A 22,711-nucleotide genomic window follows, 5' to 3' on the forward strand; every position below is an offset into this window, starting at 1 on the left:
GTGTCACTTACGCTTTGGCAACAGTGTCTTGCCCGTTTGCAGGATGAACTACCTGCCACAGAATTCAGCATGTGGATACGTCCATTGCAGGCTGAATTAAACGACAATACGCTGGCCTTGTATGCACCAAATCGCTTTGTGCTCGATTGGGTCCGTGATAAATACCTCAACAATATTAATGGCCTGCTGAATGATTTCTGCGGGGCAGACGCGCCGTTACTGCGTTTTGAAGTCGGCAGCAAGCCGGTAACACGGCAGATTAGCCAGCCGGTAATGAGCAGTGCGAACGCCACGATACCGCCTGCGGGCAACCGACCGGCACCGACTCGCCCAAGCTGGGACAGCATGCCGGCACCGGCGGAGCTTTCTTACCGTTCGAACGTCAATACCAAGCATAATTTCGACAACTTTGTTGAAGGTAAATCGAACCAGCTGGCTCGCGCGGCGGCTCGTCAGGTCGCGGACAATCCTGGCGGTGCTTATAACCCTTTATTCCTGTATGGCGGTACGGGCCTGGGTAAAACGCACCTGTTGCACGCTGTCGGCAACGGCATCATGGCGCGCAAGCCGAACGCAAAAGTCGTCTATATGCACTCTGAGCGGTTCGTACAGGACATGGTAAAAGCGCTGCAAAACAATGCCATTGAAGAATTTAAGCGCTACTACCGTTCCGTTGATGCGCTGCTGATCGATGATATTCAGTTCTTTGCTAATAAAGAGCGTTCGCAGGAAGAATTTTTCCACACCTTTAATGCGCTGCTTGAGGGCAATCAGCAGATCATTTTGACTTCGGATCGCTATCCAAAAGAGATCAACGGCGTGGAAGATCGCTTGAAGTCCCGCTTCGGTTGGGGACTGACCGTTGCGATCGAACCGCCGGAGCTGGAAACCCGCGTGGCGATCCTGATGAAGAAGGCCGACGAAAACGATATTCGCCTGCCGGGTGAAGTGGCCTTCTTTATTGCCAAGCGCCTGCGCTCTAACGTCCGTGAGCTTGAAGGCGCACTGAACCGCGTGATCGCCAATGCCAATTTTACCGGCCGTGCCATCACGATTGATTTCGTTCGTGAAGCGCTACGCGATCTGCTGGCGCTTCAGGAAAAGCTGGTGACTATCGACAACATTCAGAAGACGGTAGCCGAGTATTACAAGATCAAAGTGGCTGATTTACTCTCCAAGCGCCGTTCGCGCTCGGTTGCCCGTCCTCGTCAGATGGCGATGGCGATGGCAAAAGAGCTGACCAACCACAGTTTGCCGGAAATCGGTGATGCTTTCGGGGGTCGTGACCATACCACGGTGCTGCACGCCTGTCGTAAGATCGAGCAGCTTCGTGAAGAAAGCCACGATATCAAAGAAGATTTCTCAAATTTAATCAGAACATTATCTTCCTGACGCTATGAAATTTATTGTAGAACGCGAGCATTTACTCAAACCCTTACAGCAGGTCAGTAGCCCACTGGGCGGCCGTCCAACATTGCCGATCCTTGGCAATCTGCTTTTACAGGTCAACGAAGGCAGCCTGCTGCTGACCGGGACCGATTTAGAAATGGAAATGGTTGCCCGCGTTGCGCTGACGCAGGACCATGAGCCAGGCGCCACCACGGTGCCAGCGCGTAAATTTTTCGATATTTGCCGCGGCCTGCCCGAAGGCGCGGAGATTACGGTCATCCTGGAAGGGGAAAGAATGCTGGTGCGCTCCGGCCGCAGCCGTTTTTCACTTTCCACGCTGCCCGCCAGCGACTTCCCGAACCTGGACGACTGGCAGAGCGAAGTCGAATTCACTTTGCCACAGGCCACGATGAAACGCCTGATTGAAGCCACGCAGTTTTCAATGGCGCATCAGGACGTTCGTTACTATCTGAACGGCATGCTGTTCGAAACGGAAGGCGAAGAGCTGCGCACGGTTGCGACCGACGGCCACCGTCTGGCGGTTTGCTCCATGCCGGTTGGGCAATCACTGCCGAGCCATTCGGTGATCGTACCGCGTAAAGGCGTGATTGAGCTGGTACGGCTGCTGGACGGCGGTGATACGCCACTTCAGGTACAGATCGGCAGCAACAATATTCGTGCTCACGTGGGCGATTTTATCTTTACCTCCAAGCTGGTTGACGGCCGTTTCCCGGATTATCGCCGCGTATTGCCGAAGAACCCGGACAAAACGCTGGATGCGGGTTGCGATCTGCTCAAGCAGGCTTTCTCCCGTGCGGCGATCCTCTCTAACGAGAAATTCCGTGGTGTTCGCCTCTATATCAGCGAAAATCAGCTGAAAATTACCGCGAACAACCCTGAACAGGAAGAAGCGGAAGAGATGCTGGACGTGACCTACGGCGGGACCGATTTAGAAATCGGCTTTAACGTCAGTTACGTGCTGGACGTGCTTAACGCGCTGAAATGTGAAAACGTTCGTTTGCTGCTGACCGATTCTGTCTCCAGCGTGCAAATTGAAGATGCAGCGAGTCAGAGCGCGGCCTATGTCGTCATGCCTATGCGTTTGTAGTAAATTGTCGAGCTAACTTACTTGTCATTTTGCGTCCGGGCAGTGCTCGCCGTCCTCACGTACCTGGGTACGCTGCGGCGGCTGTGCGCTGGCCGTCTACAAACTGCCTGCGCCGTTAACGCTCTGGCTTTGTGTAAAAACGCGTTATCTGATCCACTGTCCGCGGAACGACTTTACTTATGGCTTTAACCCGCCTGCTTATCAAAGATTTCCGCAATATCGAAAACGCGGACCTGGCGCTGGCACCCGGTTTCAACTTTCTGGTGGGCGCGAACGGCAGCGGTAAAACCAGCGTGCTGGAAGCCATCTATACGCTGGGCCATGGCCGGGCGTTTCGCAGCTTGCAGGCTGGCAGAGTGATCCGCCATGATCAGGATGCGTTTGTGCTGCATGGTCGAATCGACGGCGCAGAGCGGGAAACCAGCGTTGGCCTGACGAAAAATCGGGCCGGCGACAGCAAGGTTCGCATCGATGGCACCGATGGTCATAAAGTCGCGGAGCTGGCGCAAATGCTGCCAATGCAGCTGATTACGCCAGAAGGCTTTACGCTGCTTAACGGTGGCCCGAAGTACCGACGCGCCTATATTGACTGGGGCTGTTTTCATAACGAGCCGGGTTTTTTCACCGCATGGAGCAATCTCCGCCGTCTGCTGAAGCAGCGCAACGCCGCTCTCCGACAGGTTTCGCGCTACCAGCAAATTCGTGCGTGGGATCAGGAGCTGGCGCCACTGGCTGAGCAGATAAGCCTGTGGCGTGCCGCCTATAGCGAAGCGATTGCGGCGGATATCACTGCCACCTGCGCCCAGTTCCTGCCCGAATTTGAACTGAATTTTTCATTTCAACGCGGCTGGGACAAAGAAACGCCCTACAGCGAACTGCTCGAACGTCAGTTTGAGCGCGACAGGGCGTTAACCTATACCGCCAGCGGCCCTCACAAAGCGGATTTCCGGATCCGCGCTGAGGGTACGCCGGTAGAAGATTTACTGTCACGCGGCCAGTTAAAGCTGCTGATGTGCGCCCTCAGACTGGCGCAGGGTGAGTTTCTCACCCGACAGAATGGGCGACGCTGCCTGTATCTGATAGATGATTTTGCCTCCGAGCTGGATGAGACGCGTCGCCACTTACTGGCTTCGCGACTGAAAGCAACTCAGGCCCAGGTTTTCGTTAGCGCAATCAGTGCCGATCATGTGTTCGATATGACCGACGAAAAGGGCAAGATGTTCCACGTGGAACAGGGTAAAATAACGGTTCAACCTGAAGATTAAACGAGCGAGAAACGTTGATGTCGAATTCTTATGACTCCTCAAGTATCAAAGTTCTAAAAGGGCTTGATGCAGTACGCAAGCGCCCGGGTATGTATATCGGCGATACGGATGACGGCACCGGTCTGCATCACATGGTATTCGAGGTCGTGGACAACGCCATTGACGAAGCACTCGCCGGTCACTGTAAAGACATTCTTGTCACCATCCATGCGGACAACTCGGTTTCCGTGCAGGATGATGGCCGTGGTATCCCTACCGGTATCCATGAAGAAGAAGGCGTTTCTGCGGCGGAAGTGATCATGACCGTCCTGCATGCTGGCGGTAAGTTTGATGACAACTCCTATAAAGTGTCCGGCGGTCTGCATGGCGTGGGTGTTTCGGTAGTTAACGCCCTGTCGGAAAAGCTGGAACTGACCATCCGTCGCGAAGGTAAAGTTCATCAACAGACTTACGTCCATGGTGTGCCACAGGCACCGCTGAAAGTATCGGGTGAAACCGATCTGACCGGCACCCGCGTGCGCTTCTGGCCAAGCCATGAAACCTTTACCAACGTCACCGATTTCGAATATGAAATCCTGGCAAAGCGCCTGCGCGAGCTGTCGTTCCTGAACTCCGGCGTGTCGATCAAGCTGGAAGACAAACGTGATGGCAAGGCCGATCACTACCACTATGAAGGTGGTATCAAGGCATTCGTTGAATACCTGAACCGCAATAAAACGCCTATTCACCCTAATGCATTCTACTTCTCTACCGAGAAAGACGGCATCGGCGTGGAAGTGGCGTTGCAGTGGAACGATGGTTTCCAGGAAAACATCTATTGCTTCACCAACAACATTCCACAGCGTGACGGCGGTACTCACCTGGCCGGTTTCCGTGCGGCGATGACCCGTACGCTGAACGCCTATATGGATAAAGAAGGCTACAGCAAAAAAGCGAAAGTCAGCGCTACCGGCGACGATGCGCGTGAAGGCCTGATTGCGGTAGTGTCGGTGAAAGTACCGGATCCAAAGTTCTCTTCTCAGACCAAAGACAAGCTGGTTTCATCCGAAGTGAAATCCGCGGTTGAGCAGCAGATGAACGAACTGCTGGCGGAATACCTGCTGGAAAACCCGGGCGACGCGAAAATCGTCGTGGGTAAAATTATCGATGCAGCGCGTGCGCGTGAAGCCGCTCGTCGCGCGCGTGAAATGACCCGTCGTAAAGGCGCTCTGGATCTGGCTGGCCTGCCAGGCAAACTGGCGGATTGTCAGGAACGCGACCCGGCCCTGTCTGAAATCTACCTGGTGGAAGGAGACTCTGCGGGCGGTTCCGCCAAGCAGGGACGTAACCGTAAAAACCAGGCGATTCTGCCGCTTAAGGGTAAGATCCTTAACGTAGAAAAAGCGCGCTTCGATAAAATGCTTGCTTCGCAGGAAGTTGCTACGCTCATTACCGCGCTTGGCTGCGGTATTGGACGTGATGAGTACAACCCGGACAAGCTGCGCTATCACAGCATCATCATCATGACCGATGCGGACGTTGATGGCTCGCACATCCGTACGCTGCTGCTGACCTTCTTCTATCGTCAGATGCCTGAGATCATTGAACGTGGCCACGTTTATATCGCTCAGCCGCCGCTGTATAAAGTGAAGAAAGGCAAGCAGGAGCAGTACATCAAGGATGATGAGGCGATGGATCAGTATCAGATCTCTATCGCTCTTGACGGTGCAACGCTGCACACCAATGCTGATGCACCTGCGTTAGGCGGTGAGCCGCTGGAAAATCTGGTGGCTGAATTTAACAGCACCCGTAAAACCATCAAGCGCATGGAGCGTCGTTACCCGCTGGCTCTGCTTAATTCACTGATTTATCACCCAACGCTGAGTGATATCACGGCTGAAGTACCCGTGCAGAAGTGGATTGATGAGCTGGTTACCCGTCTGAACGAGAACGAGCAGCACGGAAGTTCTTACAGCGGACTGGTGCGTGAAAATCGCGAGCTGAATATTTTCGAACCGATTGTGCGTATTCGTACCCACGGTGTGGACACCGATTATCCGCTGGATAACGAGTTCCTGACCGGCGGTGAATACCGCAAAATTTGTACGCTGGGTGAGAAACTGCGTGGCCTGATCGAAGAAGATGCCTTCATTGAACGTGGTGAACGTCGGCAGCCGGTTGCCAGCTTTGAGCAGGCGATGGACTGGCTGGTGAAAGAATCACGTCGCGGTCTGTCGGTTCAGCGCTATAAAGGTCTGGGCGAGATGAACCCGGAACAGCTGTGGGAAACCACCATGGATCCGGACAGCCGTCGTATGCTTCGCGTAACGGTCAAGGATGCTATCGCAGCCGATCAGCTGTTCACCACGCTGATGGGCGATGCGGTTGAGCCTCGTCGTGCCTTTATCGAAGAGAACGCGCTGAAAGCGGCAAACATCGATATCTAAGCCGGGCTGAAGCTGGAATACACTACGCAACACCCTGTGAGCATAGCGCTCACAGGGTGTTTTTTTATGTGTGCGATACCCTGATTTGCGATTGTTCATAGCGGGCTTACAAAAATCAGACTGGGCATTGTGAGCTGAATCGCGCTAGCATAAAAGAAACCGTTAGGCTTCCGAGGATGATATGGCGATAAAACTGATTGCGATTGATATGGACGGCACCCTGCTTAATCCACAGCACGTGGTAACGCCAGGCGTGAAGCAGGCGATTCAGGCTGCACGCGACAAGGGCATAGCGATCGTGCTGGCCACGGGTCGCCCGTTTATTGGCGTGCAGCGTTACCTGATGGAGCTGGATTTACAGCAGGAAGGCCAGTATTGCATTACCAATAACGGTGCGCTGGTGCAAAAAGCGGAATCAGGCGACTGCGTAGCGGAAGTCACGCTCAATTTTGATGACTATCTCTACGTGGAAAAGCTGGCGCGTGATTTGGGCGTTCATTTCCAGGCGCTGACCAAATCGCAGCTGTTTACCCCTAACAAAGATATCAGTGAATATACCGTTCACGAATCTTTCCTGACCGGCATACCGTTACATTATCGTGCGGTGGAGGAGATGGATCGGACGCTGACTTTCCCGAAAGTTATGATGATCGATCCGCCTGCGGCGCTGGATGAAGCGATCACCCGTATTCCTCAGGAAGCTTACGATCGCTACACGATCATGAAAAGTTCCCCTTATTATCTGGAAATTCTCAGTAAGACAGTGAACAAAGGCGCGGGCGTGAAGGCGCTGGCCGATCGCTTAGGGCTGGCCCGTGAAGAAGTGATGGCGATTGGTGACCAGGAAAACGATCTGGCGATGCTGGAGTTTGCTGGCACCGGCGTGGCAATGGAGAACGGCATTGATGCGGTGAAGGCTATCGCGCAGTTCGTCACTAAAGCGAATAGCGAAGACGGCGTGGCCTGGGCAATTAATAAGTTCGCGCTGTAATTGGGTTTATGGCGCGATGCGCGTCACAGGGCAATTCCTGCTTATGAATGTACCGCAATCTTATTGAATGCATTACCCTTAGTAGCAGACACTGCTAAGGGTAAGCACGATGCCGGAACAACAGCTCACTTTTCATCAACGTAATCACCAACTCACCAACATCAATATCTGGACTGCCGACAGCCACTGGCTGGTGTATGACGTACGCCCAAATGGCGCGACATTCAGCGGCCTGACGGTTGAACGCGTCAATCTTAGCGGGCAGACCGAGGTGCTGTATCAGGCAGGCGACGGTGCGCATGTTGGCGTCATTACCACCAGTTCGGACTTGCCGCCGCGTTATGTCTGCATTCATGGGCCTGAGCACCCGGACAGCCTGTGGCAATATGACTTTCATCACCGACGCGGCGTCATCATACAAAACGGGCTGGTGGAGAATCTGGATGCCTGCGATATCACGCCGCCTTTTACTCCGGGTGCGCTGCGTGGCGGCTCGCATGTGCACGTTTTTAGCCCCGATGGCACCCGGCTGAGTTTTACCTATAACGACCATGTTATGCACGAGCTGGACAGCAAAGAGGATTTGCGCAACGTGGGCGTGGCCGTGCCTCTACATCCCGTTTGCCCGCCGAAAATGCATCCCAGAGAATATGACGGCAGCCATTTTTGCGTGTTGGTGAGCAAAACCACCTCTGCGCCACAGCCGGGCAGCGATGAGATCAATCGCGCTTACGAAGAGGGTTGGGTTGGCGAAGAGGGCTACCTGCGCACTGACGGCCATCGTCAACGCTGGGCGCTGGCTTTTATTGGCGATACGGTCAGCCTGAGTGGCGAAAAAGTGCCTGAGGTGTTTATTGTTGACCTGCCCGATACGCTGGCTGATTACGCGCTGGCAGGCAATGAACCGCTTGCCGGAACGGCGACAACGCTTCCGGCACCGCCGCGAGGCGTGATCCAGCGTCGCTTAACCTTTACCCATGAACGTGCTTATCCTGGCCTGGCGACCTCGCCTCGCCATTGGCTGAGAAGCTCGCCTGACGGCCGGGCGATCGCGTTTCTGATGAAGGATGATGAGGGTGTGGTTCAGCTCTGGACAGTCTCACCTGCGGGCGGCAGGCTTCGGCAGGTAACGCACGCCGCAAGCGATATTCAGTCCGCTTTCAGCTGGCATCCTGACGGTCAGTCAGTCGCGTTTATCAACGATAACAGCATTATGCTGTGTGATACAGGCAACGGCAAAATGCGCCGTTTAACGGTGCGAACGGCCGAAGCGCCGCTGGCTGATGCCGTGGTCTGTTCCCCGGATGGACTACATGTCGCCTATCTGCGTAATGTCGCGGGCTTTCAGCAAATTTTTATTGCTGAGGTGAATGGATAACAGGAGATGAAGCCGTACCGTTGGAGGTATGAATAACCAGCGGTGCGGCCTGCGAAAGGCTTTCATTAGTATGATTTTCCTGCTCGCTACGCAAAATGCGTTCGCGCGGAGAGTCGAGCGCCTTATCGCTGCCCGCACGGTAGTAGTCCCAGGGCAGCAGCAGGGTATCCATAACCGCAGAAAAAGGTAAATCGATAGCGGCCAGCGGACGCATAACCCAACCGCTGTTGCTGTCGGCGACAATTTTGGCGCTGGCGCGGGTGCCAGAATAGTAGCCCTGATCGGGCCCGGAGTGAGACATAAAGCTGGAGCATCCGCTGGTTCCTGACAGTGACAGGCAGGCCAGTAGCCCAGCGAAGTGACGCTTAAATACCATCATATTTCTATCCCTTCAGTCACAGCAGAGCCGGGCTGATTAATATCGTCGCTATGCGGAGATTTCCGGCCACTCTGTGGTGGCTCATGCACTACGCTGACAAATTCTTACCTGAGTGTATGTCATTCACAGTAAAGTGGATTAAAAAATTTACTAAAATCGCCCTTGAAAGTCAGACAGCGAGCACCATTTTATAGCTAAGGTCACAAATACGGACGCCGACAGGGTCCTGTTTCTGGCCTGAAGACCTGTCCATTATGGAAGGTCTGAATCAACTATTCGCTGATATTCAGGAGTAATAAAACTATGCGTAATTTCGATCTCGCTCCACTGTACCGTTCATCCATTGGTTTTGACCGTCTGATCAATTTACTGGAATCTAACCAGGGTCAGAGTAACGGCGGCTACCCTCCTTATAATGTTGAGCTGGTGGCAGAAAACCATTACCGAATTACTATTGCCGTGGCAGGGTTCGCGCAGAGCGAACTGGAGATCACCTCCCATGACAATATGCTGACCGTTCGCGGTGCACACCCGGAAGAACAGCAGGAAAAAACCTATCTGTATCAGGGCATTGCCGAACGCAATTTCGAACGTAAATTCCAGCTGGCGGAGCACGTTAACGTCCATGATGCCCGTCTGGAAAACGGTTTGCTGTATATCGATTTGGAACGTGTCGTTCCCGAAGCTAACAAGCCACGTCGTATCGAAATCATCAAGTAATCATCATAAGGCCGCACACAGTGCGGCCTTATTGTTGACACAGTGCAGGCTCAGGAAGCACATGCCCTCCGCAAAGACGCAAAAAGCGCCATCCATGGCAGCTCAACACGGGCCGTCCGTGGCCCGTGATGCTTTGCTCCGGGCTTATGCTTCCTTCGCTTCAGGTTCGTCAGCATTCTGAAGCCGCACACAGTGCGGCCTTATTGTTTTTATCCTTCGCGATGCGCGCGTTCCACTTCCTCTGCCAGAATGCTAATTCCCCGCTCAATTTTGTCGCTGTCCGGTACGTAATTCATGCGCATGCACTGGTGCGTATGGGGCCATTCGTGTTCCAGTCCAGGGAAGAAGAAATGTCCCGGAACCATCAGTACACCGCGTTTTTTCAGGCGTTGATAAAGAATTTCCGTCGAGATGGGCAGATCTTTGAACCACAGCCAGAGGAAAATTGCGCCTTCAGGTTTATGGATTAAACAACGATCTTCGGACAAATAGCGACGGATCACAGCGATTGTCTGATTAACGCGCTCAAGATAAAAAGGTTTGATCACCTCTTCGGAGAGTCGCAGCAGATCGCCTCGCTGGATCATCTCATTGGCAATGGCCGGCCCAATACCGCCCGGCGCCAGGCTAATGATGCCGTTCATATTGCTGATAGCGGAAATCACTTTTTCATCGGCAATGATAATGCCGCAGCGTGAACCCGGCAGACCCAGTTTGGACAAGCTCATGCACAGAATAATATTAGGATTCCACAGTGGGCGAACCTCACTGAAAATAATTCCCGGGAAAGGTACGCCGTAAGCGTTATCAATCAGCAGCGGGACATCATGCTGTTGCGCCAGCGCATCCAGCTTTAGCAGCTCCTCATCGGTAATCACGTTACCGGTTGGGTTGGTAGGACGTGAAACGCAAATCAAACCGGTATCTTCATTGATATGCAGGTGTTCAAAATCGACATGATATTTGAACTGGCCATGGGGCAGCATTTCAATATTAGGTCGGGTGGAAACGAATAAATCTTCGTCCAGCCCGGCATCGGCATAACCGAGATATTCCGGCGCCAGAGGGAACAGCACGCGCTTTTTACTGCCATCGCTGCGGCGACCGGCATACAGGTTGAACAGATAAAAGAAGGCGCTCTGGCTGCCGTTTGTCAGCGCAATATTTTGCGGCCCAATCTGCCAGCCAAGCTCATCGCGCAGCAGTGCGGAGAGCGATTCCAGCAGCGTACTTTTTCCTCTGGGGCCATCGTAATTGCACAGCGCTTCAGCCAGCTTGCCCTCGTCATGCATCGTTTGCAGCAGCTGCTGAAAATAGTCATTCATGGCAGGGATCTGGGCAGGATTCCCGCCACCTAACATAACAGCGCCAGGCGTGCGCAGCCCTTCTCCCATATCTTCCATCAGGCGGGTAATGCCGGAATGGCGTGTAAATTTGTCACCGAAGGCGGAAAAGCTCATAGCGTATTTACTGCTTATTATTGGCAAGTGAAGATTTACCTTAACGCCAGCCCAGGCGTGATGCAACGTTCGGGACAGCCTGCAAAAGCATAAGCGCCGAAAAAAACCAACAGGCAGCCTCGCCCGGCCCGGCATCTTTACAGGTGAATCGTTTCAATCTCGAGGGGGCATTTTATGCGTTGAATCGCACTTATGCCGCCAGGCTTGCTTTTAATCGTTAATATTTTGTGATGAGTCGCACGACTTTTTGATAAAAAAAGCTTAAAAATCCGTGTGGTGAGGTGAGTCACAGTCCTTTAACGCTGCTGTTTGTAGGCTGGCTGCTCTTAAGCTAAATCATTTCAGCCACAGGAAAGAAACGATGAAAATAACGCTTTTAGCAGGGGCGATTCTGGCCGTTTTTAGTGCGCAGGCGAGCGCGCAAAGCTGGGTGCTGACGGATACGGAAAGCGGCACGGAAAAAGGTAACTGGCAGATAACCAGCGAACAGCTGAAGTTAAGCGGTGAAGCATTCAGCCTGCAACAGCAGGTGCTGCACGGCGGCAAGCAGGAAGGCTCGAAAGTTCTGACGCTAACCAGTAAAAATGGCCTGACCATTGCGCTCAGTCCTACCCGCGGTATGGATCTGCTGCACGTCAACGGGCATGGCGTCCGGCTCGGCTGGGGCTCACCTGTTGATGAAGTGGTCAATCCGGCCATGATTAACCTTGAAAGCCGTAACGGGCTGGGCTGGCTGGAAGGTTTTAACGAAATGATGGTGCGCTGCGGCTTTGAGTGGACCGGCCATCCGGTCACGCAGGACGGTCGCCTTTATACGCTGCATGGTAAAGCGGGCAACACCCCCGCTTCAAAAGTGGAAGTGATCGTTGATGACCAGGCTCCGCATGAGATCCGCATTCGTGGGCTGCTGAAAGAAAACACCTTCAAAAAGGCCCGTCTGGAGACCTGGACCGAGCTACGTTATGTGCCGGGTGCGGACTCCTTTACCGTTCACGATGTTCTGACTAACAAAGCCGATTATCCTCACGACTACCAGATCCTTTATCACAGTAATTTTGGTACGCCGATTCTGGAAGAAAACGCGCGCTTTATTGCACCGCTAAAATCCGTGTCGCCGTTTAATGACTACGCGAAAAAAGGGCTGCAAAACTGGCAGACCTACGGTGCGCCAACCAAAGATTTCGATGAAATGGTCTTTAACCTGGTGCCGCTGGCAGACAGCAACGGCAAAACGGTCGCTGCCGTGGTAAACAGCAAAGGCGATAAGGGCGCCGCCATTGAGTTCGATACGCATCAGCTGCCGCTTCTGACCATGTGGAAAAATACCGACACGCTGAAGCAGGGCTATGTCACCGGTATTGAGCCGGGCACCAATTATGCTTATCCGGTGACCGTCGAAAAAGAGCAGGGCAGAGTTAAGCAGCTTCAGCCGGGACAGAGTACAGAATTTACGCTGACCTACTCGTTACTCAAAGATGCCAGCGCGGTAGAGAAAGTTGAACAACGCGTTAAAGACATCCAGGGCGAAACGAAAACGGCAGTAAATGAAACGCCCATCGCGACCGAATAACCTCTGACAGGGCGGATTGTCGATCCGCCCAATCGCCACATCGGCTTTTCCCTACCCGATATTCAGAGGCGCATTATTTAGATCTATAAAAATGAAACATTGTTTTATTTTAACTGTAATAATGTTTCATTAAGTGTTTTTTCCTGATGTCGATCACAGTCTCACCTCTCGCCTCTCCGTTATATTGTCCGCCTGGAAACCAGGTGAGGTTGCATGAGGACAATGCGTATCTTGCTGATACAGCGTCCTGATGGCCCGCCTTCTGACTTAAGGAGAACGAGTATGATCTTAGATGCATTCAAATTGCAGGGTAAGGTAGCGCTAGTCACAGGGTGTGACACCGGTTTGGGACAGGGAATGGCGGTGGGCCTGGCCGAAGCAGGATGCGATATCATTGGTATTAATATTGTCGAACCGCGGGAAACTATTGAACGTGTGACCGCGCTTGGACGCCGTTTCCTCAGCCTGACGGCCGATCTGAGTCATATCGATGGCATCGACGGCCTGCTAACGAAAGGTTTGGCGGAGTTCGGTAAAATCGATGTTTTGGTTAACAATGCCGGTATTATTCGCCGTGAAGATGCGATCAACTTTAGCGAGAAAGATTGGGATGCGGTGATGGATTTAAATATCAAATCCGTTTTTTTCCTCTCGCAAGCGGTGGCTAAACAGTTTATTAAGCAGGGAAATGGCGGGAAAATCATTAATATTGCGTCGATGCTCTCATATCAGGGCGGGATCCGCGTTCCCTCTTATACCGCATCAAAAAGCGCGGTGATGGGCGTCACTCGTCTGCTGGCTAACGAATGGGCAAAGCACGGCATTAACGTTAATGCTATCGCACCGGGCTATATGGCGACCAACAACACTGCTCAGCTGCGCGCCGATGAAAAACGCAATGCCGATATTCTGGAGCGTATTCCGGCAGGGCGCTGGGGTCTTCCGGCCGACTTGATGGGACCGGCTGTATTCCTGGCATCAGAAGCCTCCGACTATATCAACGGCTACACCATTGCGGTTGATGGGGGCTGGCTGGCGCGTTAATTGCTGCAATAATAAAGGCCCGCCTGTTACTGGCGGGCCCGATCGTTTTAGCCTGCTGAAAAAGTTACCGTTGCAGAGCCGGGGCCGTAAACGATACTTTCACTGGCAGAACGCCACGCTGAAGCATCAGGTTGGCTGTTACCGTTCCGCTAACAGGATGAGTGGATGTCAACTGAGCGGTATAAACGTTACCCTTCACCTTCACCTCACTAATCTGGCTTCCTGGCAGAGCGCTAATATCAAAATTGATGAGCCTTGAAATACTTTTCACTGCATTGTTACGCATGTCCCTTGCGACGATGGTCAGCGTAATAGCCGTAACGCCATCAGCTGGGGCGCTGGCTGAACTCACAGTAAAAGATGAATTGTTGGCAGTCGGATAACCCGCATAGAAATAGGCTATTTCTGAAGCTGAATGGCCATTAACGGTTGCAGTTACCTGCCAGCCGCCATCATGAGAGCTGGTTGTCCGGACATAGGCAATACCGTTTTCATTGGTGATGACCTCAGAGGGAATAGTGACCCGGCTGTCAGCAGCCGTAATCGCCACTTTTTGATTAGCAACAGGATTGCCGTTAGCGTCCGTTACAGTGACTCTGCCGAGATTGATATCCACACCGTCTGCCAGCGTACGCCCTCCTCTTTGGAAAGCTATGGAAGCCGCTTCACCCGCAACAAAATTTACCTCAGCTTCTTTGCTTGTCGCACCCACATGCGCAGTGATTTTACTTTGTCCTGCTTTAAGGCTGGTCACGGTGGCTGTTGCTTCACCCTGTGCATTGGTGATCGCCGCTTGTGGTGTGGAAGCGCTGTTATCGGCAGTAAAGCTGATGGCCTGACCTGACAGCGGGTTGCCTTCGGCATCCGTCACCACGGCTTTCAGCCGATCCTGAGCGGTCCCGTTTGCAATGGAATCGTCATTAATGACCGAAAGGCTGGCTAACCGTGCGGTCGCATTGTCAGCAGCAATGATAACCGTGGCGGCCGGGAAAGAAACGTTGCGTGCCGAAGGTTTAACGATCAGCGTTTCAGGATGCGTGCCTGCTGTAACCACGGCGCTATATTGCCCGGTACTCAGACGTTTAAACGCCGTTACCTGAGCATCGCTGTTCGCTACCTGGCCCGCTTTTGCTATGCTGATTTCCCGTTCATTAATATCGACAGGATATCCCTGGCTGTCTTTCACCGTTAAGGTCAGTGTCTGCTGAGATTTGCCATCGGCTGATAACGAACTGCTTGCCGGTAATAATGAGCTGGTATTGATATTAATCGCTGATTCGGTGACCGTTACCTGGGTTTCAGCTTTATTAGAAATATTGCCTTTTTTATCAATCGCCACGCCGCTAATCGTATAGCTGTTCACACCGGTAGCATCGGCATGATATGCCGGTAATACCACGCTGTAATCGGCAGAACCGTTAGCAATAATTTTACCGCCGTTAGCCGCCAGCGTGCCTGCTGACCATTCAATATGGTCAAGGCCATGTTTACTGTTTACCGTGACGCCCAGCGTTTTTTGCTGTCCGCTATAACCGGTAATCAGCGCGGCATCTTTCAGCGTGATGACCTCGTTTTTGCGGTATTCCAGCACGATATTATTGTTGCGATTAACCAAATCATAACGGCTACCGTTCAGGCTGCGCAGTGCAGCCACCGCTTCAGGACTGGTCTGCTGCTGCCACGTCGCGCCTAACTGATAGTTAATTTCCAGACCGAGACGGGTATCGTTCTCGCCAGATTTTCCTTCGTGCTGTTCAGCATTCAGCGTCAGTAGCGGGAAAGGCGTGTAAGTTACGCCGGCAGTGATGGCATGCGGATTCTTTTGACGGTGATCTCTGCCGAACAGGGCCACTTCTTTACCGTAATACTGTTCGTAGTTTAACTTCATGCCCAGCTGAGGCCAGGCGGGGAGATAAGCCTCGGTACGAATATCCCAGCCGTTAGCCGGACGCTCTTTGTAATCCTGAACGTCTCTCGAATCTTTCCAGTTGGTCAGACGCAAATAGCCATTGGCTGCCACTTTCATAAAGTTGCGCCAGTATTCGACACCCGCGCCGGAACGTGCGTGTTGCCGGGAGAGATCGTAGTCGAAGAAAGTATTGGCACCGGCCATAAAATTGTCAGTGAAGTGCCGTGCGCCCAGCCCCAGGTTAGCCTGATTACGATCCTCAGTACGATGAAAACTGCCCTGAGTAAAAATGAGCCAGTCGGGTTGATCGCTTAACGGCAACAGCAGATCGAACTGTGAGTTTTTCAGTGAAAAATGCTTATCGGTATTAAGCTGCACCCTGGCCGTGCCAAAGCGGCTGAGCCATTGCTGGATTTCAGCGTTGGCCTGGCTGGTTGCCAGACCTCGTGCGGCGGACGCTGTACTCCCGCCGTCCGTGTTATTAGCCAGTAAAGAGCCGGCCCGATCTGCAAAGCTGGCAACCTGCATCTGCTGTGCATTGTCGGCGTCCACAGCATCGCTGGAGGTCTGCCCGGCGCGGCTGGTCGTCTCGGCATCAGGGGTTAAAAAATGCTGTTGGGCCGCAGCCAGAGCGGGCGTAAAAGCGGCAGCGACAGGAAAAGCACTTTGAATGGCAATTGTTAACCAGACTAGCCGGGAGCGGCATCCTGATGCCGTTGCCTTATAAGAAGGCGTGAATGATGATTTTTTTTTCATGATTAATTAACTGACTCTTGATCCAGGATATAGCCAGCGTGAGAGTGCTGTCAGGGATCATGGAATAATCATGAGCCATCCATTTTCACTCTATTTTCTGGCACAGAAAAACGCGGTTAAATTTAATAAAAAGAAACCCCACCTCCGCTTTAATTGGTTTGGTGCGTGATATTTTATTAGAAGAAACTCTTTAGGGTATTTATGGTGCTTTTAGTTATATCATATTCTTAAATAGTGACAATGCGGCTTAAAATTAAGTCTGTTAATTTAATTAACATCTTTGATGGCCGTTCTTAATTATTTAAACTGATAACGTAAACGTAACAACAATGAGAGAAAATGATTTGGTAAAAGATTATGCCGCACGGTTAGCTAACGGTTTTTTTTGGTATTAACAGGTTAAATTCGTGTGATCTTTGACGGTGTTTTCAGTATTGGATTATTTCCTGGAGGCGTGAAGGTGATTGCGGATTTGTTTAATGCGGGTTTATTAAAACGATAACAATAAGGATTTTTCTGCGGCACTAATGAGTGGAAAGGGTGTCGAAGCGCTCGCAAAATAGGTCTGGCCGTCGTCAGATAAGGCAAAAAAAAGAGCGCCTGAATCCGCATCAAGCGGGATTCAGGCCAGCAAGCTTATTTCAGTACGTCAGGGTTAACGCAGTTCTTTTCAACGTTGCCCGATAACGCGGCAATCAGGTTTTCCACTGCATCCCTTGCCATGCCGTACCGGGTTTCATGGGTGGCAGAACCGATGTGCGGCAGCGCCACGACGTTGGGCAGCTTAAGCAGCGGTGAATCAGCAGGCAGCGGTTCTTTTTCAAATACATCAAGTCCGGCCGCATGAATCGTTCCCTCTTGCAGCGCCGCAATTAATGCCTCTTCATCTATTACCGGCCCCCGGCCTGCATTAATCAACACCGCCGTCGGCTTCATTTTTGCCAGCTGTTCACGACCAATCAGGTGGTGCGTCTGGTCGGTTAACGGCAGGCTGATGCAGAGGAAATCTGACTCTTTCAGCAGCGTATCCAGATCGCAATACTGCGCGTCGAAGCGTTGTTCCGCCTCTTCATGATGCTTACGCGCGTTGTACAGAATGGGCATGCTGAAGCCAAGATGCGCGCGTTGTGCCAGCGCCAGGCCGATACGGCCCATCCCTAAAATGCCGAGTTTTTTATGGTGAACGTCAATACCGAACCAGTCCGCGCCGATGCTGCCTTGCCATTCACCCTTTTTGACGCGCTCCGCAACGTCTACCACGCGGCGGGCAGAGGAAAGCACCAGCGCCATCATGGTATCGGCCACGGTTTCCGTCAGGACGGTTGGCGTATGCATCAGCACCACGCCACGCTGGCTCAGTGCATCGATATCGAAATTATCCACGCCCACAGAGACGGAAGAAGCGGCACGCAGCTTAGGGGTTTTTTTCAGAAATTCCGCGTCGATTTTGCCGCCCGATCCCAAAATGCCTTCTGCCTTCTGAAAGGCATCAGCATGCTGGCTTAAGGTTTCCGGCGTCAGGCCGTTGATGTCGGTAACGTCAAAATGTTCATCCAGTTTTGAGCGTAAATCTTCCGGTAACTTTTTATACAGCACCACAGAAGGTTTCATTCTCTTCTCCCTGTTTAAAAGTGAGGAACGGGCCAGCTGGCCCGTTATCGTTCAAGCGTGTTTAGCGCCGTGCGGCATGGGGGGCTGTTTGTTGTCCGTGGGCTTTACGATGAGCGTCAGCCCTACAGACACAAGCAGCGATACACCCATAAAGATATACGAAGCTGAAGGATTACCCGTAGCGCCGTTGAGATAACCGACGACCCAGGAGCCGAGGAACGAGCCCAGCGCACCCATGGCATTAATCAGCGCCATCGCGCCGCCTGCGACATTACGCGGCAGCATTTCAGGAATGATGGCGAAGAACGGGCCGTAAGGGGCATACATCGCGGCACCTGCAATCACCAACAGGGAAAACGACAGCCAGAAATTATTAGCCCCAACAAGGTATGAACCTAAAAAGGCCAGCGCGCCAATCAGCAGTAACGGCCAGACAAACAATTTACGGTTTTGTAACTTGTCCGATGCCCACGAGGCCAAAATCATCGCGACGGTGGCAGCCAGATAAGGTACGGCAGATAACCAGCCCGCTTCCACCATGCCCATCTGCGTACCATTACGCAGAATAGAAGGCAGCCAGAGCACAAAGCCGTAGACGCCGATGCTCCAGGTAAAGTACTGGATACAAAGGATAATGACGTTACGGGATTTAAAGGCTTCAGCATAGTTGCGAACGGCTTTGATATTTTCCTGCTCTTTCTGTAGCTGGGCCTGCAAAGCGGCTTTTTCTTCCTCGCTCAGCCATTTGGCCTGAGCAGGCTTATCCTGCACCATAAACCACCAGGCGACCGCCCAGATAACCGCCGGGATCCCTTCGAAAATAAACATTTCGCGCCAGCCAAAGGCATTAATCAGGTAGCCGGAAACCACTGACATCCACAGGACCGTGACCGGGTTGCCCAGGATCAGGAAGGTATTGGCACGGGAGCGCTCTGATTTGGTAAACCAGTTGCTGATGTAAATCAGCATGGCGGGCATTACTGCCGCCTCGACCACGCCCAGCACAAAGCGGATCAGGGCGAGCGCGGGTATATTACTGACCACGCCGGTTAACGAGGCACAAACGCCCCATAAAATCAGGCAGACAAAGACCAGTTTTTTAACGCTGCGGCGTTCGGCATACACTGCGCCAGGGATCTGGAAAAAGAAGTAGCCGAGAAAGAACAGGGCACCCAGCAGGGATGACATGCCGTGGGTGATCCCCAAATCTTCGTTAATACCGGCGGCTGAAGCGAAGCTGAAATTTGCCCGATCCAGATACGCCAGGCTGTAAGTGATAAACACGATGGGCATGATATACCACCAGCGTTTAGGCGCGATTGTCTGCTTATTCATCTTTTTTTCCTCTGTTGTTGAGGTGGCCGCACTCTGTTTTTCAGGCAAACGGTGCCGCTCATAGGGTACAGGTCAGATTAAAAATCGCCGAGCGCGTCGCGCATTGGCAGCCCTTCACTGTCGCCGATCGCCTGGATAGCAAGTGAACCGATTTTGTTGCCGCGCCTGATGGCCTGCGGCAAGGTTTTTCCTTCCAGCAACGCGCTGATTACGCCAACGGCAAAGCCATCGCCTGCGCCGACCGTGTCCACCACGTTCTCTGTTCTGATGGCTTCAACCTGGCCTTTCTCGCCTTCCGCCGTTTTATACCAGGCCCCTTCGCAACCGGTTTTAATGATGACCGCCTTCACGCCCATATCGAGATAGAAGTCGGCTATCGCTTCCGGTTGGTCGTAGCCGGTAAGGATCTTGCCTTCACTGATACCGGGCAAAACCCAGTCAGCAAAGCCTGCCAGCGTATTCAGCTGTTTTGCCATTTCACGCTCGCTCGGCCACAGAACCGGGCGCAGGTTAGGATCGAAAGAAATGGTTTTGCCCATCTGCTTCATTTCCTGCGCGGCATGTTTGGACAGCGCCAGTGAACTGTCAGAGATCGCCGCCGCCACGCCGCTAAGATGTAGATGGCGAGCGGCGCCAAAGTAGTCACGATTAAAATCGTCAACCGACAGGTGGCTGGCTGCGGACCCCTTGCGAAAATATTCCACCAGGGGATCGGAGCCATCTTCCACTTTAGATTTCAACTGAAAACCGGTGGGATAGCGAGAATCAACGCTAACCTGACGGCTGTCTACGCCCTCTTTTTCCAGCTGTTGCAGGGTATAGCGGCCAAAAGAATCATTGCCGATCCGGCTGACCCAGCCGACTTTCAATCCCAGCCTGGCCAAACCAATCGCGACGTTCAGTTCTGCACCGGCAATACGCTTAACAAAGCGTTCTGCCGCTGCCAGATCGCCCGCTTCGGTAGCGATGAACATTGCCATCGCCTCACCGATCGTTACCGCATCCAGCGTACCATTATCATGGACAGACATGATTTATTCCCCTCGCAGCAGCTCAATATAGTGGCGGGTGACGGCAACCAAATCCTCGCCTTCCAGTGGAAATTCAATACCTCGTGGTACGTCATCAGGCAGTAGCGCCAGCGTTTCTCGCCACAGATTATCGGCATCATCAAGCGCTACGGCGCGCCAGCCCGTTTGCGTTGGCCTGGCCGCTTTAACATGGATATAACTGACGAAAGGGGCCAGACGTTTCGCGGCTTCAAGCGGGTTATCACCAACCCATAGCCAGTTACCCATATCAAAGGTCATGCCGTCGCCGATGCGCGCTTCACCGCAGTCATGGAAGTAGCTATCCAGCGCCGCCAGCTTGCCGCATTCGGTCTGATCGTTTTCCACCATCAGACGAACCTTTTGGCCGGCCAGCATAGCCTGCAATTGTGAACAGTCGAAGCCGCGTGGATAGTTGCCCAAAGAATATTTTAGTCGCTGCGCATTGAGCTGTCCGGCCTCGGCAAAATGGCGCTCAAGATGGGGATTCAGCTCGCCTTCTGCGGTAAACAGCGCTTCCGGAACAGAGTAGGAGGCAGCAAGCTGTGCATCAGCGATAGCCTGACCCAGCCCGGAAAGGGCATTTAGCTCGGCGTCGTTAAACAGCTCACGGCGGATCTCCACGCCATCAGCGCCGGCAGCGGCAATAATCGGCAGGACGGCCCGTTGGCCACCCAGCGCATTAATCCGATCGTGGCCGTAGGCGGCCGTCACTACTATCACTTCAGGTTTCATCGTTCCTCCGAAAACCCCGGTCTGACGTTACAAAAACGTTAATTGGAACCGGTTCCAATAGAAAGGGGCAGCATGCGGTTTTATGATCGCGCTCACGATGTGAACAATTATCGTGTCGGGATGCTCTGAAAAACACGGATTTTTATCGGCGAAAAAGTACACTGGCGGCGACAGCAGGGCAATGAAGCCCGATAACCAAAAAGGAATTTTTCATGTCTGATACTCAGCAGGCTTCTTCTACTGCGCTTTCCCTTCCTCATAACCTGTTTACCAGTCAAAAACGATTTGACAAACCTAATGCCAACGATATGCAGTGCGGTGATTTAAGTGAAAGAGAGTTGAAAGAGCGCTATGGCTTAAAAAACATTTCTGAAACGCTGGATCCCTGGACAGACACCCGGCTGCGTTATCCTGTGGGCAATTATGCGTTTGCCGCGCCAGCGATTATTAAAGAGAAAATCGATCGACAAAAAATGACCGCCATGCTTTTTGATGAAATGCGCACCTTATCGAGAGCGGTCTCTTTCTTCGGATACCGGGAGCTGTTTCTCCGAATGGTTAATCATTTTCAAACGGGGAATGGTGCGGTTTTCAGAGATCCTACGTTAGACTTTGCTTATAAGCAGCAGATAATTAATGATACAAGTAAGGATAGTACGTTAAAAATAATTAAGGATGAAATTATAAATAATATTGACTGGGAAGGTGAGTGTTTTAATAAAGAAGGTGTGGGTTTAATTAGTAACTCTTTAAAAGATACCCGGTTGCCAAAATTTGACAGGTGGAAAGATGGAATAAATGGATTAGGTATTTCAGTTCATGATGTATATGCAACAAAAATCACATTATTTTCTTTGGAACTAAAAAGAAACAAATACACTATTAAAATTCATTATCAGGGTCAGGATCACTTTGGATTAGATAATCAGGATATTATGAAAAAAATATTTCACAATGTTCCATTATTCCGTATATGGTTTCTGCTTCAAAGATGGGATAAGCTGGGCTTCAAACCCTTTATGGTAAATATGGAAGCAATGATTGAAATCAAGGGAGAAAGGTCTCGAAATGCATAATTTAAAAAGAATCAATGTGAAAAAAAGCATCCTATTCCTGATTGTTTTCATTTCTATTTATTATGCTTATAAATTTTTTCATCCTGCTACCGTTGTTGGTGTCTTTCCGGCGGAAGGGAGGGTGCGGGTTGTAGTTGAAGACCTGCCTTTCAGCGACCCAGGCAGGCTCGCCTGGTGGAAGAGAAACAAAACAATGCTCAATGAAAAATATGGAGTTCCCATTGATAGCAGTCAGGGAAGAGTTTATATCAGCTTTTGGAATTTTGGCGATGGCTTTAAAGAGATGCCTGAACATGTATCGCGGTGGAGTTCTGAAACCACGGATCTGCTCTGCTTTGAAGAAATGAAGGTGAAAAAAAACTGTATTGATAAAGATATGGAGATGGTTATTTTTAATACTATGGCAGGTAATATCTTAATCAGATCCGACGGAAAATATCGGGAAGAGAAAAACGGCGATATTGTTAAAGCAAAGTGGTAAGCGCCACGGTTGTACCGCTTACCTTATTG

At 51.9% G+C, this 22,711-nt stretch carries 18 protein-coding genes; 11 read left to right on the forward strand and 7 right to left on the reverse strand.

The annotated features are described in order from the left end of the window. The 6 genes from dnaA (at window position 1) to EHV07_RS00030 (ending at window position 8,557) form a co-directional block, all read left to right on the forward strand. On the forward strand, window positions 1-1,392 hold the full coding sequence (gene dnaA, locus EHV07_RS00005; RefSeq protein ID WP_147193624.1) for a chromosomal replication initiator protein DnaA: 1,392 nt from the start codon (window positions 1-3) through the stop codon (window positions 1,390-1,392). A 4-nt stretch (window positions 1,393-1,396) separates the two neighbouring features. Next, on the forward strand, window positions 1,397-2,497 hold the full coding sequence (gene dnaN / locus EHV07_RS00010; RefSeq protein WP_147193626.1) for a DNA polymerase III subunit beta: 1,101 nt from the start codon (window positions 1,397-1,399) through the stop codon (window positions 2,495-2,497). A gap of 179 nt (window positions 2,498-2,676) precedes the next feature. Beyond that, window positions 2,677-3,762: a DNA replication/repair protein RecF gene (recF, locus tag EHV07_RS00015; protein WP_147193628.1), complete on the forward strand. Its 1,086-nt coding sequence runs from the start codon at window positions 2,677-2,679 to the stop codon at window positions 3,760-3,762. 17 nt (window positions 3,763-3,779) lie between these two features. Continuing rightward, complete coding sequence (gyrB, locus tag EHV07_RS00020; RefSeq protein ID WP_147193630.1) at window positions 3,780-6,188, forward strand: DNA topoisomerase (ATP-hydrolyzing) subunit B; 2,409 nt, start codon at window positions 3,780-3,782, stop codon at window positions 6,186-6,188. 181 nt (window positions 6,189-6,369) lie between these two features. After that, a complete protein-coding gene (yidA, locus tag EHV07_RS00025; RefSeq protein ID WP_147193632.1) occupies window positions 6,370-7,179 on the forward strand; it encodes a sugar-phosphatase in 810 nt (269 codons plus the stop codon). A gap of 109 nt (window positions 7,180-7,288) precedes the next feature. Continuing rightward, window positions 7,289-8,557, forward strand: coding sequence for a DUF3748 domain-containing protein (locus EHV07_RS00030; RefSeq protein ID WP_147193634.1), 1,269 nt, complete (start codon window positions 7,289-7,291; stop codon window positions 8,555-8,557). Here EHV07_RS00030 and EHV07_RS00035 read toward each other — a convergent pair. Further along, on the reverse strand, window positions 8,535-8,936 hold the full coding sequence (locus EHV07_RS00035) for a YceK/YidQ family lipoprotein (RefSeq protein ID WP_147193636.1): 402 nt from the start codon (window positions 8,934-8,936) through the stop codon (window positions 8,535-8,537). The genes EHV07_RS00030 and EHV07_RS00035 overlap by 23 nt on opposite strands. A gap of 303 nt (window positions 8,937-9,239) precedes the next feature. Here EHV07_RS00035 and ibpA point away from each other — a divergent pair, with 303 nt between their 5' ends. Continuing rightward, window positions 9,240-9,656, forward strand: a complete 417-nt coding sequence (gene ibpA / locus EHV07_RS00040) for a small heat shock chaperone IbpA (RefSeq protein WP_147193638.1) — start codon at window positions 9,240-9,242, stop codon at window positions 9,654-9,656. A 209-nt stretch (window positions 9,657-9,865) separates the two neighbouring features. On the opposite strand, the gene EHV07_RS00045 is transcribed toward ibpA, so the two are convergent. Further along, complete coding sequence (locus EHV07_RS00045; protein WP_147193640.1) at window positions 9,866-11,116, reverse strand: valine--pyruvate transaminase; 1,251 nt, start codon at window positions 11,114-11,116, stop codon at window positions 9,866-9,868. Between the two features lie 361 nt (window positions 11,117-11,477). Between EHV07_RS00045 and EHV07_RS00050 the strand changes: the two genes are divergently transcribed. Both EHV07_RS00050 and kduD read left to right on the forward strand, forming a co-directional pair. Next, window positions 11,478-12,686, forward strand: a complete 1,209-nt coding sequence (locus tag EHV07_RS00050) for an aldose 1-epimerase family protein (protein WP_147193642.1) — start codon at window positions 11,478-11,480, stop codon at window positions 12,684-12,686. A 282-nt stretch (window positions 12,687-12,968) separates the two neighbouring features. Then, a complete protein-coding gene (gene kduD, locus EHV07_RS00055; RefSeq protein ID WP_147193644.1) occupies window positions 12,969-13,730 on the forward strand; it encodes a 2-dehydro-3-deoxy-D-gluconate 5-dehydrogenase KduD in 762 nt (253 codons plus the stop codon). A gap of 64 nt (window positions 13,731-13,794) precedes the next feature. On the opposite strand, the gene EHV07_RS00060 is transcribed toward kduD, so the two are convergent. From EHV07_RS00060 to EHV07_RS00080, 5 genes are all read right to left on the reverse strand, one after another. Continuing rightward, the gene (locus tag EHV07_RS00060) at window positions 13,795-16,395 is read right to left on the reverse strand and encodes an inverse autotransporter beta domain-containing protein (RefSeq protein ID WP_147193646.1); all 2,601 of its coding nucleotides are present in this window, start codon (window positions 16,393-16,395) and stop codon (window positions 13,795-13,797) included. Window positions 16,396-17,031: 636 nt separating this feature from the next. Further along, window positions 17,032-18,006 carry a glyoxylate/hydroxypyruvate reductase GhrB gene (gene ghrB / locus EHV07_RS00065; RefSeq protein ID WP_147193648.1) on the reverse strand — a complete coding sequence of 325 codons (975 nt, stop codon included), beginning with the start codon at window positions 18,004-18,006 and terminating at the stop codon, window positions 17,032-17,034. Between the two features lie 51 nt (window positions 18,007-18,057). Further along, the gene (locus tag EHV07_RS00070; protein WP_147193650.1) at window positions 18,058-19,341 is read right to left on the reverse strand and encodes an MFS transporter; all 1,284 of its coding nucleotides are present in this window, start codon (window positions 19,339-19,341) and stop codon (window positions 18,058-18,060) included. 77 nt (window positions 19,342-19,418) lie between these two features. Next, complete coding sequence (locus EHV07_RS00075; protein WP_147193652.1) at window positions 19,419-20,372, reverse strand: sugar kinase; 954 nt, start codon at window positions 20,370-20,372, stop codon at window positions 19,419-19,421. A gap of 3 nt (window positions 20,373-20,375) precedes the next feature. Then, window positions 20,376-21,125 carry a sugar phosphate isomerase/epimerase gene (locus EHV07_RS00080; protein ID WP_147193654.1) on the reverse strand — a complete coding sequence of 250 codons (750 nt, stop codon included), beginning with the start codon at window positions 21,123-21,125 and terminating at the stop codon, window positions 20,376-20,378. 212 nt (window positions 21,126-21,337) lie between these two features. Between EHV07_RS00080 and EHV07_RS00085 the strand changes: the two genes are divergently transcribed. Together EHV07_RS00085 and EHV07_RS00090 are read left to right on the forward strand one after the other, a co-directional pair. After that, window positions 21,338-22,201 carry a DUF3289 family protein gene (locus EHV07_RS00085; RefSeq protein WP_147193656.1) on the forward strand — a complete coding sequence of 288 codons (864 nt, stop codon included), beginning with the start codon at window positions 21,338-21,340 and terminating at the stop codon, window positions 22,199-22,201. 16 nt (window positions 22,202-22,217) lie between these two features. Next, complete coding sequence (locus EHV07_RS00090) at window positions 22,218-22,682, forward strand: DUF943 family protein (protein ID WP_168199573.1); 465 nt, start codon at window positions 22,218-22,220, stop codon at window positions 22,680-22,682. The last annotated feature ends 29 nt before the right edge of the window (window positions 22,683-22,711 follow it).

It is taken from the genome of Pantoea sp. CCBC3-3-1 (genome assembly GCF_007981265.1).
GTDB lineage: Bacteria > Pseudomonadota > Gammaproteobacteria > Enterobacterales > Enterobacteriaceae > Erwinia.